Origin of the sequence: Pseudoalteromonas sp. SWN29 (assembly GCF_015864465.1) — a bacterium.
Classification (GTDB): Bacteria; Pseudomonadota; Gammaproteobacteria; order Enterobacterales; family Alteromonadaceae; genus Pseudoalteromonas.
In genome coordinates, this window is record NZ_JADYXE010000052.1 from 1 (window position 1) to 18,281 (window position 18,281).

General features: G+C 37.8%; 14 protein-coding genes. 5 read left to right on the plus strand and 9 right to left on the minus strand.

Annotated features, from left to right (window positions below; genetic code table 11):
* The first annotated feature begins 326 nt into the window (after window positions 1-326).
* From I6F53_RS16940 to I6F53_RS16950, 3 genes are all read left to right on the plus strand, one after another.
* On the plus strand, window positions 327-914 hold the full coding sequence (locus I6F53_RS16940; protein ID WP_024593053.1) for a hypothetical protein: 588 nt from the start codon (window positions 327-329) through the stop codon (window positions 912-914).
* 97 nt (window positions 915-1,011) lie between these two features.
* Window positions 1,012-1,926: a zinc dependent phospholipase C family protein gene (locus tag I6F53_RS16945; RefSeq protein WP_197240436.1), complete on the plus strand. Its 915-nt coding sequence runs from the start codon at window positions 1,012-1,014 to the stop codon at window positions 1,924-1,926.
* Between the two features lies 1 nt (window position 1,927).
* Window positions 1,928-2,326 carry a hypothetical protein gene (locus I6F53_RS16950; RefSeq protein ID WP_024593055.1) on the plus strand — a complete coding sequence of 133 codons (399 nt, stop codon included), beginning with the start codon at window positions 1,928-1,930 and terminating at the stop codon, window positions 2,324-2,326.
* Between the two features lie 79 nt (window positions 2,327-2,405).
* Here I6F53_RS16950 and I6F53_RS16955 read toward each other — a convergent pair whose 3' ends face one another.
* Together I6F53_RS16955 and I6F53_RS16960 are read right to left on the minus strand one after the other, a co-directional pair.
* Entirely contained in the window at window positions 2,406-4,676 is a 2,271-nt protein-coding gene (locus I6F53_RS16955) for a sensor domain-containing protein (protein WP_197240437.1), read from the minus strand.
* Between the two features lie 126 nt (window positions 4,677-4,802).
* Window positions 4,803-7,652 carry a UvrD-helicase domain-containing protein gene (locus I6F53_RS16960; RefSeq protein WP_197240441.1) on the minus strand — a complete coding sequence of 950 codons (2,850 nt, stop codon included), beginning with the start codon at window positions 7,650-7,652 and terminating at the stop codon, window positions 4,803-4,805.
* A gap of 282 nt (window positions 7,653-7,934) precedes the next feature.
* Between I6F53_RS16960 and I6F53_RS16965 the strand changes: the two genes are divergently transcribed.
* Together I6F53_RS16965 and I6F53_RS16970 are read left to right on the plus strand one after the other, a co-directional pair.
* Window positions 7,935-8,672 carry a hypothetical protein gene (locus I6F53_RS16965; RefSeq protein ID WP_165728864.1) on the plus strand — a complete coding sequence of 246 codons (738 nt, stop codon included), beginning with the start codon at window positions 7,935-7,937 and terminating at the stop codon, window positions 8,670-8,672.
* Window positions 8,673-8,786: 114 nt separating this feature from the next.
* Window positions 8,787-9,707 (plus strand): M14 family metallopeptidase, encoded by a 921-nt coding sequence (locus I6F53_RS16970; protein ID WP_165739499.1) that lies wholly within the window; start codon window positions 8,787-8,789, stop codon window positions 9,705-9,707.
* An 88-nt stretch (window positions 9,708-9,795) separates the two neighbouring features.
* Here I6F53_RS16970 and ccoG read toward each other — a convergent pair whose 3' ends face one another.
* The 7 genes from ccoG to I6F53_RS17005 form a co-directional block, all read right to left on the minus strand.
* Window positions 9,796-11,178, minus strand: coding sequence for a cytochrome c oxidase accessory protein CcoG (ccoG, locus tag I6F53_RS16975; protein WP_197240445.1), 1,383 nt, complete (start codon window positions 11,176-11,178; stop codon window positions 9,796-9,798).
* Between the two features lie 157 nt (window positions 11,179-11,335).
* Window positions 11,336-12,751, minus strand: coding sequence for a sigma-54 interaction domain-containing protein (locus tag I6F53_RS16980; protein ID WP_197240451.1), 1,416 nt, complete (start codon window positions 12,749-12,751; stop codon window positions 11,336-11,338).
* 93 nt (window positions 12,752-12,844) lie between these two features.
* Complete coding sequence (locus I6F53_RS16985) at window positions 12,845-14,149, minus strand: ABC1 kinase family protein (protein WP_197240452.1); 1,305 nt, start codon at window positions 14,147-14,149, stop codon at window positions 12,845-12,847.
* Window positions 14,150-14,217: 68 nt separating this feature from the next.
* On the minus strand, window positions 14,218-14,772 hold the full coding sequence (locus tag I6F53_RS16990) for a DUF1439 domain-containing protein (RefSeq protein ID WP_166420802.1): 555 nt from the start codon (window positions 14,770-14,772) through the stop codon (window positions 14,218-14,220).
* A 105-nt stretch (window positions 14,773-14,877) separates the two neighbouring features.
* Complete coding sequence (locus I6F53_RS16995) at window positions 14,878-17,559, minus strand: DUF349 domain-containing protein (protein ID WP_197240453.1); 2,682 nt, start codon at window positions 17,557-17,559, stop codon at window positions 14,878-14,880.
* Window positions 17,549-17,830 carry a YeaC family protein gene (locus tag I6F53_RS17000; protein WP_007378333.1) on the minus strand — a complete coding sequence of 94 codons (282 nt, stop codon included), beginning with the start codon at window positions 17,828-17,830 and terminating at the stop codon, window positions 17,549-17,551. Before I6F53_RS17000 ends, I6F53_RS16995 begins: the two co-directional genes overlap by 11 nt.
* Before the next feature lies 1 nt (window position 17,831).
* Window positions 17,832-18,158: a hypothetical protein gene (locus I6F53_RS17005; protein ID WP_024593065.1), complete on the minus strand. Its 327-nt coding sequence runs from the start codon at window positions 18,156-18,158 to the stop codon at window positions 17,832-17,834.
* Window positions 18,159-18,281 lie beyond the last annotated feature (123 nt).

Below are 18,281 nucleotides of genomic sequence, written 5' to 3' on the forward strand. Positions count from 1 at the left end.
TCGCTTTAGCATTCACTATGATGTGGCTACCAATGTGGGCTGATTAATATATGTACTACAAAGATCAACAGCCCCTAATATAAATTATAAAACTAATGTGTTGCAGTTTAACAGCTAGCCACTTGAGCCTAAATATATTTTTATAAATGTTAAATAATGCTAACCACTGAAAAAATAATAACGTTAAACACATCATTTAAATAAATTGTTTAGCTTGCCAAATACTCTCGTAAATATTGACTAAACAAATTTAAACCGAGCATTTATTGATCAAACCCATTGTTTAAATTACGGTGGTGCATTGTTTTATGTAACCAGGGTGAAATATGGACTTTTCTAATGAAGAGGTAAATTTTTTAGCTGAGTTATTCAAACCAAATACAAAACAACGTTCCCCTCGCGATCATATGCTTACAATGAAAAGCTCTATACCCGCGAGTATTGCTCACCTTTTTACCCACGCTAATCTAACTTTGCTTGCTGAAGTTGCTAATTACCAACTTTGGTTTCCCCTGCAATTAAAAATTGATGAGTTAGGTGTAATTAACCCCACTTTGAGCGCACCAGAAGTAATTGATACAAAGGGCACTCAACGTAGTTGGCGCTGGAGTGAGCTAAATATTAAAAGCCAAGGTTTTAATATTGAATCGATTTCCAGTACTGGAATATTTTTAAAACCATTAAAAAGTGGAGAGAGCTTAAAAAAATTACAGCACATGAGCTTTACCTTACCCAACAAAGAAAGCATATCAATGGATGTAGAACCCGTTAGGCAAAGTAGCCTAGGGATTGCAGCAAAAATAACTCAAATTCATAGCGGACAAGAGCAACTAAGAGCTTATCTATTTGAAGAACATAAACGTCAATATGCTAAATTATACGAAAATGGCCAATTAGTTGAACAATTAATTTAATAGCCTTAGCCACCCTATACTTGCATTTAGTTAACTTTATTTAACGCTGCCTCAATGTTAATCTGTACCCCTATTTATAAATCATAAGGATATGACAATGCCAGGTGCTTTTGCGCACATTACTGCGGTTAATATTGCAACGCAAACCAAGTCACTCGCTAAAATGGATATGCCTAAAAAGGCAAAACTTATTTTAAGTAAACGCCAAGCATACCTTGAACTAGGTTGTGTAGCCCCCGATTACCCTTATTTAGCTGTAGCGCAGCCTAGCCAAAATGCATGGGCCGATCTAATGCATTACGAGCGCACGGGTGATTTACTTAAAGCCATGATTGAATACTGTAAAACACTTGAAGATGAAGCATTTGAAAAGTGCTTTGCTTGGTTATGCGGTTATATGGCCCATGTTGCTGCAGATATAACGGTGCATCCGGTTGTTGAATTAAAAGTTGGCCCCTATGAGCAAAACCAAACCGCGCACCGTACCTGTGAAATGAATCAAGACGCGTTTATTTGGCAACGTTTAAATTTAGGTGAGTTAGGCTACGCTGATCGCGTACAACAAAATATTGGGTCTTGTACTAATGAGGACGATAATTTTGATACCGATATTGCACAAATTTGGCAACATGCTTTATTAACAGTTCACCCAAGCTACGCCGCACAACATGCGCCTAGCTTTAATTCATGGCATAACGGTTTTCAGCTTATAGTAAATAATGCTGAAGAAAGCTATCGGTTATTTGCCTGTGCACGCCATGTTGCTGCTGATTTAGGTTTGTTTTATCCTCGCCCAAACGAAGTAGACTCCACTTTTATTGAACAGCTAAAAACACCGCACGAGCCAATGCATTACAACGATATTTTTGACTTTGCCGTTAGTAACATTCAGCACTATATAACCATTATTGCCAATGCCGTATTTTTAGATACTGATTACAGTGAAATTAAAAACTGGAACCTAGACACAGGCTACGATGAGCACAACACAATGACGGTATGGAGCAAATAGCATGAAACACTTACTCTGCATAAGCTTAATTGTATTACTTAGCGGTTGTTACACTTCAAAAAATAACAATCCAGAAATAATGGCCGATTTAGCCTCGCAATTAAAAGATATTGCTACCGCTGTAGACGGCACTTTAAAGTTTAGTGAAACACCCTATTCATCCACTGATGAGTTATTAAAAGCTGCCGTTAATAACGATTTAAGCAAACTTACGCCCTTTAACGAGTACACGTTTATTGTGGATGTACAAGATGATAACGCCGTATTACTTTTATGTGATGCTGACACTGCTTTAATTGAAGATGCAGGCTGTACTGCGCAATCAGACATACAGCATTGGAAATCGGGAGCTGTGCAACAGTGCAAAATAACTATAAACGCCCAACAACTCTGTAATTAGGTAATAAAACCAAGCTAGCTTTATAGAGCATGCATAGCTCTTAGGTGAGCATGTTCTATATAGTGGCCACTAAATACATTTAAAGTTGAGCTGTCACTTCTTCAGGGTTAAACACTAAGCCATGGCGGCTAACATGTTCTGCAAATCTTTCGGCTGGCATTGGTTTAGCAAAGTAATAGCCCTGAAATTCTTTACACCCCATTTGCGCCATTATTGCTACTTGTTCTTGGGTTTCTACCCCCTCAGCTACACACTTAATATCAAGCTCTTTACACATAGCATGTACTGCCTTAACTAAACTTTTTTGACGCTTTGAGCTCGTTACTTGGCTTATTAATGAGCGATCTAACTTGAGTTTGTTAATTGGGTAGTCGGCAAGGCGTGCAATATTAGAATATCCCACCCCAAAATCATCGACCGAAATAGTAAAACCCCACGATTGCAGTGTTTGCATAAGCTTTAACGAATGGGCTTGGTTAGCCTCAAGGGAAGTTTCAGTCAGTTCTAACTCTATTTGAGGCGGCTTTACGTTAAAGTCGGCAAGGTATTTAACTAGTTTTGACATAAAATCGGTTTGGCTAAAATCAATTAGAGATATATTTATTGCCACCGGCACACTCGGTAAACCCGCTTTAGTCCAATCGGCAATTTGAGCGCACACCTTTTGAATAATCAGGTCGGTTAGCCGACTAACCATTCTGTATTCTTCGGCAATAGGAATAAATACCACTGGCGACACATTACCCAGTATTGGACTGTTCCAACGCGCTAAGGCTTCAAGCCCTATACATTGACCCGTTGCATCTACTTTAGGTTGATAGTGCACCGACAAATCGCCCTGCTGAAGCGCTTCATCTAATAACATTGAAATTTCGTATTTTTCGATAAAAGCTTGTGATTGTTTTTCGTTATAACCACTAAGGGCCATATTACAATTTGCTAGTTTAAGTGCTTCGCATGCATTGCTAAGTACTGTTGCGCTGTTTTTTCCATGATCAGGATACTTTGCAAAACCAAATAAAAATGATTGCTGACACTTAGTACCAAACACATTATATTTTTTATCTAATGTATTTTTTATTTGTATTAATAGCTTATCTTCAAGCTCGTTTTGCGAGTTTGCCACAATTATAAAAGCGAGCTTTCCGACTCCTATATGAGCACACAACAGCGGCTCATCTGGCATCGCTTTTAAACGCTTGTATGCGTTAATCAGTAAGGCTTGAGAGTCGGCTTTAGTGAGCTTTAAATTTAAGTATTCACTATTTGCACTTTGCGCAACAACAATATAAAAACCTTTTTGGTACTTACTTGTTAGCCTATCGCATTGCAGTTCAAACCATTCTCTATTAGGTAGCCTTGTTCGCGAGTCTCTAAAGCGTAATCGTTTGTTTTCTAGCTCCATCATCGACAAGCTTTGCTTAATGAGCTGTTCTTGCGTGCAATCGTAAAAGTCGTATACACGGTAGTTTGTGCTCATTGTTATTTGCTGATAACTGGCTTTAAAATAGCTTTTTTTGTACTTCACAATTTTATTTTGCGCATTTGGATCGTCAAAAGCTAAAGTAGGAAATAAATGAGAGAGGTTAACGCATTCTTCTTTTAATTCTTTTTTTATACCAAACATATCAATAGCATGTTGATTAAAATCAGTAATGACAAGGTTTTCGTCAACAATAATTTTGGCTTTATTTGATTCGGTGAATAAGCTTCGATAAAGCTCATTTTTGTCTTTAAGGTGTGTATTAGCGCTTATCATTGTTTTGTTTAAACGCTTAGCAGCCACAATTGTGCGTGCTACAGCAAGGGGAATACATATGTTAAAAAATAAAAATATAAGCCCTGTAATGTATAAGTCCGCGTCGGGAAGTTGTTGCGCTATGCCAGTCAAACCCGATACATCAACGCTATTTATGATCATATAAAACGGCACAATATTTAATATGCCATAAGCTAAGGCTGTTCTATAACCAAGCAGCATAAGTGCAATTATCGGACAAGAATACATATACATAGAGCCCACTTTTGCAAGCTCTAAGTCTGTTAAAAATAAGTTCATTGACACGCTAGCGGCCACAATAGCGATTAAAAGTGCATGAGCGCTAAAGTGATAAAAACGCTTACTTGCTATAAGTAAACCGCATGCAGTAGCAAGAAAGCTGCTTGTTAATACAACAATATGAATTAAGTTAAATTCAATAGCGCTTGTGTACGTGTGACACGCCACAGATAAACATAACACCATTACTAATGATAGAATAATGCGCAGTGCACTTATTCGCCAATTAGCAACCTGACCAGGGGCTGAATAGTGGTCGTTTAATAAAAAGAATCTATTGAAAAAATGCATAATAAACAACAGTTAAAGCTCATTATTCTATTAGACATTGATAGCTTGTTAAAATCAATAAAATGAATGTAATTTTTATTTACATTGTTCTATAAAATAGACAGGTGTAAACCTGCTTATTAGCCGTTAAGCACTTATTTTTCGTGTGTTTTTACAGTTGTCTTCTTTAATAGCAAAACCACTGCACCCTAAAAATTCACCGTGCTTAGATTTTCGTTTGCGCATTTCGCGCCCACACTTTTCACAAATTGGGTGCTGCGTTTTACATTCTGTATTCACGCATTGTGAGTATGTGTTTTTATCAACCGATGGGCTACTACAGCTTTTACAGACTCGCAATTTAGTTTCGCAAATTTGCGTGTTAGTACAACTATAATAATCACCATATTGGCCCGTTTTGGGCACTATTAACCCGTCACTGCACGTACTACATTCTCTTTGCTTTGGTTGCGGCTTATTAAATAATGCGGAACCAATTTGAATGGGGTAATCATCATTTATTAATTCTTTTATAAATGCGGAGCATGCATAAGGGTCAGCAATTAAATACGCTTTATGTTTAGCGCGTGTAATGCCTACATAAAGCAAACGCCTTTCTTCTGAGTGAGTGAATTCATCTTGCTTTGGTAATAACGACTCCACCAGCAAGTTATTTTGATTGTCGCTCGGAAACCCTAATTTACCTTGTTCAAAACCAATAATAATACAGTAATCGGCTTCAAGCCCTTTGGCACTATGCAATGTCCAAAAATGGAGAGAGTTTGTATGCTTTTTATCTTTTAAATGCTGTTGCACGCTATTTAACATGTATCGGTATCGACTAAGTATGGCAATGCTGGCTGATCCATCATTTTTTTGAATAGTGCTTATCGCTTGTTGTACTTTTATTTCTATCGATTTAGTGCCTTGGTATAAGTCGTCTAACAAAATAACTTGGGGGGTAGTTACTTTTGTATGTGTGCTGATCTGCTTTTTATATTGCTCAGGGTTTTGCATTACAAAGCGCCCTGCTACATCGCTAATACTATTGTTATATCTAAATGTTTTTTGCAGCATTGTAAGCGAGTGGCTACCCACCAGCTCATTAAAGCGCGTAGTAAGCGCTAAGTTACCACCCGAAAACCGGTAAATTGCCTGCCAGTCGTCACCTACTGCTGTAAAGCGTATTCCGTTACCATGTTTTAATATGGCATTTAAAAAAGCCATACGCGCGCTTGATATATCTTGAAACTCATCAACTAAAATGTGACTCCACACAATATTAAAATCTCCGTTTACCACCGCCTTTGTTGCTTGAATTATCATGTCGTCAAAATCAATGGCATTTTGTGCGCTTAGTTCATTTATATAAGCCTCATGAATTTGCACTAACAAGTTTGCGTATTGTTGATAGTTTTTAATACCGCTTTGTTTAATGCGCTGTGCTATTTGCTTATTACTTAGCTGCTCCACTCGAATAGCTTGTAAGCATTTTATGTACTTATCAATCCCTTGCTGTAACTGCCCTGAGTTATTTAATGTATGAAATATTTCATCGTTACTTAAAGGCGTTAATTCAACATTATGCTGCTTCAATTGCTTAGCGAGAGTGTGCTCTAGCTTTCCTTCTACCCAGTTGTAATGAAAGGTTTCGAGTAACGTGGTGCCATTTTGTTTATGCAGTTTACGCTTAAATGCAATTTGCTCGTTATAATGCTTTTTATCTATATCGGCACGTGTATTACCTTGCCTATCAATCCCAAAGTGCTCTAAGTAAATATCATAGTGAGGTATATAAAAATCAGGCTTATATTGCCTATTTAGCTCGGTGCCTTGGTCAAAGTGATAATTCACCTCATAGCTATGCGGCACGCTGTTTAAATGCAGCCAGTTTGAAATTAACACCTCCTGATAACTTTTTACTTTATGACCCGCAAGGCTGCGGTATTCGTTATCGCGTATGTATCGCTCGTACTGTGCATTATCTTTAAAGCTAAATATATCAATTGGCTCATGGAGTAAATCTACAAATACTTTTAAAAATTGTGGCTCGGTTTGTATTTTTTTACTTACCCATGCCGTTAACCAACTATTTAATTGAACTGGGTCTGTTGCAAATTTTGACAACTCAACAGGTTTTTTAGCGCTTTGTAATAGTTTAAGCCCAAGCGCATGAAACGTTAAAATAGTGGGTGCTTTGGTATGTAATTTTGCATGCGTGGCGCGTTTAATAAAGCGCTCTTTAAGCTCGTTAGCTGCTGTTTTATTATAGGCCAGTACCAAAATTTGCTCGGGCTTTGCAATATCACACGCTATTAGATCTAGCGACTTTGCGACCATCACAGATGTTTTACCTGTGCCTGCTGCCGCTAATACTAAATTTTTGTCGTTATCGCGTATTACTGCTAAACGCTGCTCTGTTGTTAATGGATTTGACTCTACTTGATTAAAAAAATCATTTTTAAGTATCAGTTGTTTTTTTTCATATTTATGGCGCAACTGTGCAATAGCATCAAGGGAATTGGGTGTGGTGCTCAGTATATTTAAAAATTTAAGACTACTTGGCGATAAGTGTTGTTGCCATGTATTTGTACTTTGAGCGTACTGTTTAGCAAGTGAAAACACATCGTTATTAAGTGTATTTAGGGAACTATCACGTAAAAACTCATCTAAAGCATAACGCTTTAGCAAAGTTTTGGCGTTATTTACCTTTTGCTCAAGCATAGCCGAAAACTGCGTATTAATGGCAGTATTTAAAGTATTAGCCTGTGCTTTGTTTAAAAAGCTAATTGATGTATTGCTGCTGTCGCACAAATTAATTTTGGCACTAAATAAACGGTTTTTAAGTATTGAGTAATTATAAAAGTCTTTAATTAAAAATGTTCGTGCGGGAGCACGTCTAAAATGCACAACAAGGTGCTCTTGTTCAATACTTACGTGTTTAATACGGGTAAAAAAACGGCCTAGCCAACTTGGAGTAGCAATATACTGCGCCATAATACTCTATATGAAAATATACTTTAATTGATTGTAACACACTCTTTTATAATACATTTAGCGCTAAGTTAGTGTTTATTTAGTAAGCAATTTAAATAGTGGATTGGTTTTTAAACTTAGGTTTTAATGTTTTATTTACAACCATTAACAAATTTAAACATTTACAGACGCCTTGTTGTGTAACAATGCACAAATACAAACTGGCCATTGCATATAATTGTAAAAACTATTCTTAATTAAACAATTACTTACTGCCTAGTTAAGTGGCTTAAAGGAGCTAACATGCTTAAAAAATGCATTACCACAACGGCTTTAATTTTCGCATTATGCGCTTGCACATCAGAAACAGAGTCTGATTTAGTAAAAACAAAAGGTATATGGGCTGGCTTTGAACTGGTTTCTGACGGCAACCGCACGCGTGTTAACGCAGAACTAAATGCGGGAGATGCGAATGGCTCTAATATTGTTTTAAGCGATAGCGACTCATTAAGGGCTGTTGTTAATAACACTGCCATTGTACTTACAAAAGATACCGATTTTTTAGACGTTGATTACCAAGCTTATATAAATGCAACAGACGATAATCAGCAGTTTGATATATTATTTATACGAGACGATGGTATAAATGCTAATTCAAGCGCAGAACTGCCTTTAAATTTTATTATTTTAACCCCGAGTAACAGTCAAAATTTTGGTATTAATAGCACTCTTACAGTTCAATTAGATGGCACTGATCCTAACAGTACAAGCCAAGTAGAACTTAGCAGTAGTTGCACTACCAATAATAATGAAACACTTTTGCAGTCAACATTTTTTGCGCTTAATTCATCTCGCCTTGAAATAAATTTACAAAGCTTAGATATGTTTAACAGCTCGCAAGTAAATAAAAATAAAGCATGTAATTTAACAATTAATATTAAACGCGAACGGTTCGGTAGTATTTCGGGTGAATATGCAAACCAAAGCTATATTAGGGCGCAGCAAACACGCGCTATTAAAAATATGACTTTAACGTTTTAATTTGCACGCTAATTTACTCAGCGTTAAGCTATGCCTTTATTAAATAATTCTACCAATTGTAATTGCCCTCCTAATTTTTATGAGGGCTAATAATAATTGATATAAAGGTTTATTATGACTAATAGCACATACCCGATTGGCACACCTGGCAAAAAATGGAATAACAACGATAAAGCCCAGTGGTTAGCACGCCAAAGCATTAAACGCAGTTACCAAAACGAAGTCGTAACGCTAATTAATGATCTTAAAAACACCTTAGATATAGAGCAATACGGCGAGCTTAATTACGCCGCAGGTACTTACCCATTATATATATTAAAAACGCCTAACTTTAATGCTAATAAACCAACTGTTTTAATCACCGGTGGTGTACATGGCTATGAAACAAGTGGCGTACATGGCGCACTTAGGTTTGCTAAAACATCGGCTATGCAATATTGCGAACAGTTTAATATTATTGTTGCCCCCTGCATTAGCCCTTGGGGTTACGAGACTATAAACCGTTGGAACCCAGATGCTATTGATCCTAATCGCTCATTTTACGAGGGTAGCCCAGCTCAAGAATCAGCCGCTATTATGGCGTTTGTAAAATCATTAGGTACTGACTTAATCGCTCATATTGATTTACACGAAACAACAGACAGCGATAACAGTGAATTTAGGCCCGCACTTGCTGCGCGTGAAGGCACTACAAATACTAACTGGAACATACCTGATGGGTTTTATTTAGTTGCAGACACCAAAAAGCCTGAGCCAGAGTTTCAAAAAGTGATTATTGAAAGCGTTGCAAAGGTAACCCATATTGCACCGAGCGATGAAAACAACCAGCTAATAGGCGTACCGCAAGAGCAATTTGGCGTGATTAACTATGCAGCACGCGATTTAGGTTTATGTATGGGCTTTACTGATGCACCCTTCGTAACAACCACTGAAGTGTACCCAGATAGCCCAACTGCCACCGATGAAGAATGTATTTTGGCACAAGTAGCCGTTATAACAAGCGCACTGAAATATATAGGTGCAAATACGCAATAGAAACTGCATATAAAAACCGCACATAAAAAATGCCCAAGGAGAATATCTATTTGGGCATTTTTTGTATTTTTATGAAGCTTTATCAATCTTAGTTTTTATAAAACTGACTGTCTTTGGTTATAGTAATACTGGCGTCTTCTTGCGCCGTTACAATAAACTGTAGCTTACTCACTTTACGCTCAATATCGTAACCATCGGCTGTTACGGTCACTGGTACGCTTTTCATAACACCCGGTTGAACAAGTGTAGAGCGTGGGCTTGAGAGTATTGCACCAGGTAAACCCTCTATAGCGATGCTGTAATGCAGTGCTTGTTGGGTTTTATTAATAATAGTAAGTGTGTAAGGGTTTTCTACAAGGCCTTCGTAGTTCAATCTGTAGAGCGCATTTCTGTCGCGTAGTACCGAAGCTTCTATGGGGGTACGTTGCAGCATCCATGCAAACATAGAAATGATTAACAAAGCCGTTAATGCGCCGTATCCTACTAGTTTTAACCTAAATGGATTGGTTTTCCCCCCTTCCATTTGTTTTTCACTCGCGTATTTAATTAAGCCTTTTTCGTAACCAAATTTATCCATGGTATCGTCGCAAGCGTCAATACATAAACCACAGTTTATACATTCATATTGCATTCCATTTCGAATGTCTATACCTGCAGGGCATACGTCTACACACAAGTTACAGTCTACGCAGTCACCTAGGTTAAGCTCCTTTGGATCGGCTTTACGCTTACGCGGACCACGGCTTTCACCTCGCTTACTGTCATAAGTAACAAGCAACGTATCTTTATCAAACATAACAGCCTGAAAACGAGAATATGGGCATGCAATAGTGCACATTTTTTCGCGTAAAAACCCTGCATTTCCATAAGTACAAAAAGCGAATAAAAACACCCAAAAACTTGTAATACCTGACCATTCAAACGTAAGCATTTCCATATACAAACTTTTAGCCGGAATAAAATACGCCATAAACGAGGTGGCAGTTAAAATAGAAATAACAATCCATGCGCTGTGTTTAGTTATTTTTTTACGCCAAGTACTTAGCGTCCACTCTGATTTATCTAGCTTTATTCGCTGATTTCGCGTGCCCTCTATACGCTGCTCTACCCACGAAAACATGAGCATCCATATTGTTTGAGGGCACGTATACCCACACCAAACCCGACCAAGCCAGTTAGTTACAAAAAACAACGCAAAGGCACCCGCCATAAACAGCAGCGCTAAAATCATAAAATCTTGAGGAAGGAGTGTTAAACCAAAAATAGTAAATGTTTGTGTTGCCACGTCAAGCAATACAGCTTGTTGTCCGTTGTATTGGATCCACGGTATTGCAACAAAAGTTAGCATTAACAACCAGCCTAAATTACGGCGTATGCGCTGAAAAAAACCTTTTTGCTCGCGGATATAAATTGGCCCTTCGTTGTTGTAGGGCTTAATGATCATGTCTTCTTCTTTAATATCAAACTTCATAGTACTTGCTTTATTATGACGGTGTTAAGCAAACTATTGCAACTTTCAGACCAAACTGAAACTTAAGTTACCTTATTGATATTTATATACTTATTAAAATAAACAAAAACAACAATCGCGATATAAAGCGAATTACGCGATATATAACGAATTCTCGCTAATCTTTATTTATACCCAGTTTTCGCATTTTTGAGCGCAGTGTACTCTCAGGCAAACCCAGTTTAACGGCCGCTCCTTTATCACCCGATATTTGCCAGTGCGATAATGCGAGAACAGAGGTTATATGCTGCTTTTGTGCTTCATCGAGCGTAAGCGAAGGGTTAATAACTACTTCACCACCCGCTTGTAAAGGTTGGCTTAGCTGTAAAACAGACTGATTAGATAAAATAGCTTCGCGTTCAAGCACATTTTGCAGCTCTCTAATGTTGCCAGGCCAATCGTAGGCTTGCAGTTGTGTAATTGCTTTTTTACTTAGCCCTTTTAAATGTTTGCCCAGTCGTTTATTTAATTGTGTAATTAAATTAGTGCATAAATAAGGAATATCTTCTTTTCGATCTTTTAAAGCAGGCACTTTTATAGGAAATACATTAAGCCGATAATACAAATCAATTCTAAACGTGCCCTTTTGTACCATTCCCCATAAATCGCGATTAGTCGCGGCAACCACTCTAATATTTACTTTTAGTGTGTTACTGCCGCCTACGCGTTCAAACTCTTGCTCTTGTAGTACTCTGAGTAATTTACTTTGCGCCTCAAGCGGCAGCTCTGCTATCTCATCTAAAAACAAGGTGCCTTTATCAGCAAGTTCAAAGCGCCCTTTACGACGTTCATTTGCACCTGTAAACGCACCTTTTTCATGGCCAAACAATTCCGATTCTAGCAAGCTCGGTGTAAATGCAGCGCAATTTACTTTTATAAAAGCTTGCTCGCTGCGTTTACTTAACCGATACAAGTTACGGGCTACTAGCTCTTTACCTGTGCCATTTTCGCCAAGTATAAGCACTGTACTGTCGGTTTCACTTACCAGCTTTATTTGATCTAACATGGTTTGAAAAATATGGCTTTGTCCAACTAGCCCTGAGTCTTGCCAATCTTCGTTAAGCTCTGCAATTAAGTAGTTGTTTTCATCTTTTAGCTGCTCACTTAAATGCTTTACTTGCTCAAGTGCCTCTTGCAGTGCATTTTGTGTGTGTTGCTGCTGTGATATATCGCGAAATACTGCTACTGCACCAATTAATTGATCATTTCGATAAACCGGTGTTGAAGTGTACTCTACTGCAAACGAACTGCCGTCTTTACGCCAAAAAATTTCATTTTTAACTTCACGACGTTTTCCGTCAAACATGGTGCAATATATTTGGCATTCATCCGCAGGATAAGGCGTACCATCAGCATGAGTATGGTGATGATATTGATGTATTTTTTTACCTAATAAATCCTCTGCTCGCCAACCAGTCATGCGCTCAGCGGCAGGATTAACAAACACAGCATTACCCGATAGGTCAAAACCATATATGCCCTCACCTACTGCATTGAGCAATAACTTAGGATCGTTTAAAAATTGTTTTATCATAAATGCACCTCGCGAAATATCGCGAGCATTATGGCAATTTTTTAAACTAAGTGCACTCATTACTTAAAATGCACTTACGTGTAAATTAGAACGCTATAAATAGTGCTGAAATAGCGTTTTTACATCTATTTTTGCACCTAGCCTTGCGGCTATTAAGTAAAGTCCTGCAAGTTTTCGGTGAATAAATAGCGCATCAACGGGCGGTGTATGCCATTTCTGAGATTGCGCACTAAGGGCAAGCCCTGCATTTTTAATTTTGAGCGCTAGTTCGCTGTTTTTAAAATCAAACTCGTCATTTGATCTTAGTGGCTCGCATGCCATTAAAAATAAATCGATAACGTTATTTTTATACTCATCAACTAAGTCATTTTTAAAATAACCAATGTGTAAAGCCGCTCTAAGCACTCCTTCTCGGTTGTTTTCACTGCCCGCTTTAAATAAGGCTAAATAAGCGTGGCTGAGCTCAAATGATATTTCTCGCGTTGCACCAAAATCAAATAAAACAATTTTTTGTGTATCAAGCTGATAATGAAAGTTGGCAAAGTTAGGGTCTGTTTGAATGAGTTTAAAATCAAACATCTCTTTAAAAAACAAATCAATTAGCTGTGCTGCAACAAAGCTTTTCTGGTTATTAGGTAGCTCTGTAATACTCTCAATTGGCTCAGCCTTTACATATTCCATGGTAAGTACTTGCTGCGTACTATGCTCTGGGTATACGTTAGGCACTTTAAAATGGAGATTACTTGCTAGTGCATTTTTATAACGTATTAAGTACTGAGCCTCCCGCTTATAATCAGCTTCGGCCAATAACTGCGCTTTGGCTTCACTAATAAGCGGTTTAATATTAAGATCTTTTGGCAATAATCGAGAAAGCGTTAATAACGAAATAACGTTATCGACATCACTTACTACACTTTTTGCAATACCAGGGTATTGAATTTTAACAGCAAGCTGATCGCCATTTTCTTTATAAGCTAAATGAACTTGCCCTATAGAAGCCGCTGCAAAAGGTCTTAATTCAATATGAGAAAAACGCGCTAGCCAGTCATCTCCCCATTGCTCTTTTAATACCGCTACAAGTTGCTTATGAGGCATTGGGTTGGCATCTGAGCGCAGTAAAGCAAGTAATTGAGCTAATTCAGGACTGAGTAAGTCACCGGCATCTATTGAGAGTAATTGCCCTAGCTTCATTGCAGCGCCACGTAAATGAGATAACTGTATGGCGAGCTTTTCAATGTTTTTAGGTTGTAGTAATAAACTTTTGTTATCCCAACCTTTGCCCGTTAATGCACTCTTAGCACCATCACCTAGCATATTAGTTGCAACACCTGTTGCTAGTGAGCCTAATTTTGCAAAGCGAGAAAGTCGAGAGGTGGGAACAGTTCGAGGAGCTGCCATAATATTAAAACCTTATTAGCCTGAGAGTCAGGCTAATAAGTACGTATATTTTAAGTAGGTCGATCTACTTATAGACGAGGTACTAGCTTAATTGCACCTTCGCTTATTTTCATATCAAGTGGAAGTTTACTAAGTAGCATTATTTTAGGGTCATCCATATTTAGAGTATAAACAGGGTTAACCGCTAAAAAAGCATTAATCACTTCCATTGCTTGGCTATCAAGTGCGCCTAAGTTACCTTTAAAACCACCAGCATCTACACTCGAATCAAGTAATTTAATATTACGTAAAAATACTGCTTTTTTCTCACTGTCGTAAAATGGGCTGCCTTCAATTTGCAGCTTTAAACGCACTGGATATTTTAGTGCAAATGCATTAATTTCAGCGCTTGAATCGGCGCCAAGCACAACAACATCGCGGTTATCGGGTCCAATATTCACACTTAAGTCGTTTACATCAAACTGAACTGGCAAACCCATTAAGCTTACTTTCTCACTTAACTTTGGTAATTGTTTACTAAGTACAGACTCAACCTCAGAGTTAGTAAATGAATATACTGATATGCCTTGCGTGGTATTACAGGCAGTTAAAAATAACGCTGCAATAATAACTAAAATTCTCATGAGAACCCTTTTATTTATAATGAAGTAATGATGCTTATAAAAAAGCCGCTATTAAAGCGGCTTATTAAAATACTAACCAGCACATATTACGCTGGTTTTAGTACATTAAGCTGCAAGTGTCGCTTTAAGTCGCGTTAGTGTGTCAGGTTCAACTGAACCAGCACTGAGCGCTAATAACTGTTTTAAATAATAGTTTAAATCAGCATGTTCGCCACGATGTTTGTCATCTAACATGGCTACTTGTTCTGCCATTCTAAGTGACTTATCAGTTGAGCTTACGTTCGCTAATATTTCCATGCGCGTAATAAGCTGTTCAGTATTTAATGTTGTTTTAAGCGGTGCTTGGTACTGACTTGGTAACGCTTCATTGTTCTCAAGTGCCGTAATTAACGCATCTAAATTAGCTTGCTCTGATTTGCTTGTAAGCAATGCAAGTTTATCTTCAATGGCCGCTAGTAGCTTAGTCACTTTTGGCACTAACGATCTAAACTGTGCATACCCTTTCACTTTTGTTTCTAGGTCGTGTAGTTGCGCTCTTTGATTTACATCGCTAAGTGCTGCTTCAAGCTCAGTAAGTTCTGCAACGGCTTGTTTATCCGACTCGTTTTGCTCAAGTTTTTGCTGCTCAAATTCACTACTACGTTTAGTAAATGTTTCATCGTTAAACTGACGAAACTTTTGCCATAACGCATTTTCAGCTTTTAAACCTGCAAAACCAATGGTTTGCCATTGTTGCTGCATTTGCTTCAACTCTTGGCATGCAGCGGCTAAATCATCACTGTGTGACAGCTGCTCTGCTTTTTCTACTAACTCATTTTTAAGTGCAGCATTACTTTTATGAAATGCATTTAATAAAGCCAGTACTTGCTGTTGCTCATTTTTATAACGATCGTTTAATGTACGGTATGTTTTAGGATCAACTTTACCTACACTGCGCCAAGCTTTGTTCAAACGATTGTATTGGCTTTCATATTGCTTCCAATCAAAATCATCCTCAGCAGTAGGCTGTAAATGAAGTGCATGCATATCGCTAATAATACTTTCGCGTTGTGCTTTAGATGCTTCGCGTTGTACTTCTTGCTCTGCGAAGTAACTACGACAAGGTGCAAATAACAGCTCGATTTTTTCATCAAACTGAGTGCCTTGTTGCTTCTCTTCGTCTGTATCTAAACGACCTAACTCATTCCAACGTTTACGTAGTGCTTTTACCTGCTCAGCACGTTGTTGTGGGTCAGTACACTCTTCACTTACTAATGCGCTTACTTCTTCTAATAAAGCTTCACGCTTTGGTGCTGCAGCGTATTTTTGCCAATCTTTAGCGTCTGCAAGTTGCGCTTCAAGCTCTGCTTTTATATTTACAAGTGGCTGTTGGTATTGTTCAGTAAGGGTATTAAATAATTCTTCAAACCCTTTAAATACGCCAAAAGCAACGTTAAAACGGCCTTCTTCAATTAGGCGTTTAACATCACGTGCTTTACGTTTTGCTTGGCTTTGGTTTTTTTCAAGCGGCTTAACGAGTTCATTCATTGGTGCTAAAAATTGCTTTTTATGCGCGTTTAGCTGTGTTTTAAACGTACTTTGCAGTGCACCATCTAAAATATTTAAATGATTACGCGCTGCTTTAAAGCCATTATTAAACTCAGTTAAAGTAGCATCGTACTGCGCTAAGTCTTCTGCTGGTTTAATTTCACACAATGCTGTAAAAGCGAGCTTGTACTCTTTAATGGCAGCGGTTAGCTCAGGTAGCTTAGCAACTTGAGTAAATAACTTTTCTAACTTACTTACAGCAAGTTTTGATTGCGTGTTATTAGCAAGCTCTGTTTCGCTAATAGCGTGCTTAGCTTGCGCTACTTTTGCATCAAGCCAATCTTGTTGAATTTGCTCTGGTGTTTCAAGACCAAGTTGTAAGGCATTTTCAATTTCTTCGCTTAACGCTTCAAGCGTTGCAAGTGCTAATAATTGGCGCTGTTGTTGCGCTAATTGTTGCTGCTCTTTATCGTGTACCGCTTGTAGCTGTTCAATGTGTGCATTTAACTTAGTGGTAATCGAAGTATATTTTTCATCAAGCAACTTAACACGGTCATCACTTAACCATTTAAGCTCAAGTGCTTGCCATTGAGCCATTAGCTCGCCTGCTTGTGGATTAACAACACCAAAGTCTGTTTTTTCACGCAAGGCATTTAACTTCGCTAAAATAATACGTGTTGCACCCTCTACTTCAAGTGGCTTTTCTATTGCTAGACGTTCATTTTCAATATGCGTTTCAAGTGCTGCTTTTGCTCCACCCTTCGCATGTTTTACTAATGGCTTAATTAATTGATGAGTAATAACAAGTTCAACTAATTGAGTTTGTAGCTCTTCGCTACCTTCTTTAAATGCTTTTTCTACTAGTTTTGGATTTGCTAAACGTTTTAATAATTTAACGCGTACTTGCAGCTCTTTTTCTGCAAACGCTAACTTTTCTAGTGTTTTTACTGGCGCAAAGCGCTCAATATATTCATTTTTAATTTGCGGTGTTAGTGCACTTTCGCTATTTAAAACAGCATTTGATATTTGCAGCTCTGCTATATCTTTTAATGCCTGATCTTGTTTATACGCTTTCCACCAAAGTGGTAAATCGTTTACTTTTTGTAGTGCTTTGCGGCGTATTTCAGCTGAGCTATCTTCAAGTGCTAACGTGTTTAATATGGTTGCATCACGTTCAATGTCTAATTTTTCGATAGCATCAAGACGTACTTGTTGCTTAGGGTGTTTCCACTTCGGTGTAAAAAGGTGCTTAAAGATCATGTTCACTAAACCTAGCTATTTCGTTGTCTGATTTGAATTCTTTTTGTAGTTGAGCTTTTGTCTTTTGGATCATTTCACCATTAGCACCAATCGTAAATTGCTCATTAGATTGAGCCACCTTTGCTTGATACAACATAACCAACTGCACTGTTTGTTGCTTTTGCTCATCTGATAAAACGGTGCCGTCTGGCCATTTGCCAGTAGAAGCACCGTATTGCAAGCGTTCGAATAATTCGGGAGTAATATTTTGTACAAGATTGTCGATATTCATGTCATTTTTTCTTTTTTAGAGTCACTAAAATAATACGGTTTATAATATACCAAATACAACCTACGCCAATTGCGGCAGTATAAGCATACCACTGAAGCGTTTCTTCTTGCGGTTGTAAAAAGTACAAACAGAAAAAACCACCTAAAAATAAGATAAGCGCCAAAAAGGAGTGATTTAGAAACATCTGCTTTTTTTTAATTCGCTGTTCGCGTTGGAGCTGTAAAACTTGCTCGTCGTTTAGCTCTGCAATGTTACTTTCGCAATGCGGACATTGTTTATGTTTATCTGAAATTGATTTTGCACATTTTGGGCAACGAATAATCGCCATACTTCTCTCCATACTACGCATAAAAAAAGCGCCTTTCGGCGCCTTTATTGTACTTGTTTTATTTCTCGTTGTCTTTTTTGAATTTAAACCAATAAGTGATTTAGAAACGATAAACATCCAAGT

Bases quoted from the DNA above. Each gene is read 5' to 3' on its own strand.
- I6F53_RS16940 (WP_024593053.1), top strand. From the start codon at position 327: ATGGACTTTTCTAATGAAGAGGTAAATTTTTTAGCTGAGTTATTCAAA.
- I6F53_RS16945 (WP_197240436.1), top strand. From the start codon at position 1,012: ATGCCAGGTGCTTTTGCGCACATTACTGCGGTTAATATTGCAACGCAA.
- I6F53_RS16950 (WP_024593055.1), top strand. From the start codon at position 1,928: ATGAAACACTTACTCTGCATAAGCTTAATTGTATTACTTAGCGGTTGT.
- I6F53_RS16955 (WP_197240437.1), bottom strand. From the start codon at position 4,676: ATGCATTTTTTCAATAGATTCTTTTTATTAAACGACCACTATTCAGCC.
- I6F53_RS16960 (WP_197240441.1), bottom strand. From the start codon at position 7,652: ATGGCGCAGTATATTGCTACTCCAAGTTGGCTAGGCCGTTTTTTTACC.
- I6F53_RS16965 (WP_165728864.1), top strand. From the start codon at position 7,935: ATGCTTAAAAAATGCATTACCACAACGGCTTTAATTTTCGCATTATGC.
- I6F53_RS16970 (WP_165739499.1), top strand. From the start codon at position 8,787: ATGACTAATAGCACATACCCGATTGGCACACCTGGCAAAAAATGGAAT.
- ccoG (WP_197240445.1), bottom strand. From the start codon at position 11,178: ATGAAGTTTGATATTAAAGAAGAAGACATGATCATTAAGCCCTACAAC.
- I6F53_RS16980 (WP_197240451.1), bottom strand. From the start codon at position 12,751: ATGATAAAACAATTTTTAAACGATCCTAAGTTATTGCTCAATGCAGTA.
- I6F53_RS16985 (WP_197240452.1), bottom strand. From the start codon at position 14,149: ATGGCAGCTCCTCGAACTGTTCCCACCTCTCGACTTTCTCGCTTTGCA.
- I6F53_RS16990 (WP_166420802.1), bottom strand. From the start codon at position 14,772: ATGAGAATTTTAGTTATTATTGCAGCGTTATTTTTAACTGCCTGTAAT.
- I6F53_RS16995 (WP_197240453.1), bottom strand. From the start codon at position 17,559: ATGATCTTTAAGCACCTTTTTACACCGAAGTGGAAACACCCTAAGCAA.
- I6F53_RS17000 (WP_007378333.1), bottom strand. From the start codon at position 17,830: ATGAATATCGACAATCTTGTACAAAATATTACTCCCGAATTATTCGAA.
- I6F53_RS17005 (WP_024593065.1), bottom strand. From the start codon at position 18,158: ATGGCGATTATTCGTTGCCCAAAATGTGCAAAATCAATTTCAGATAAA.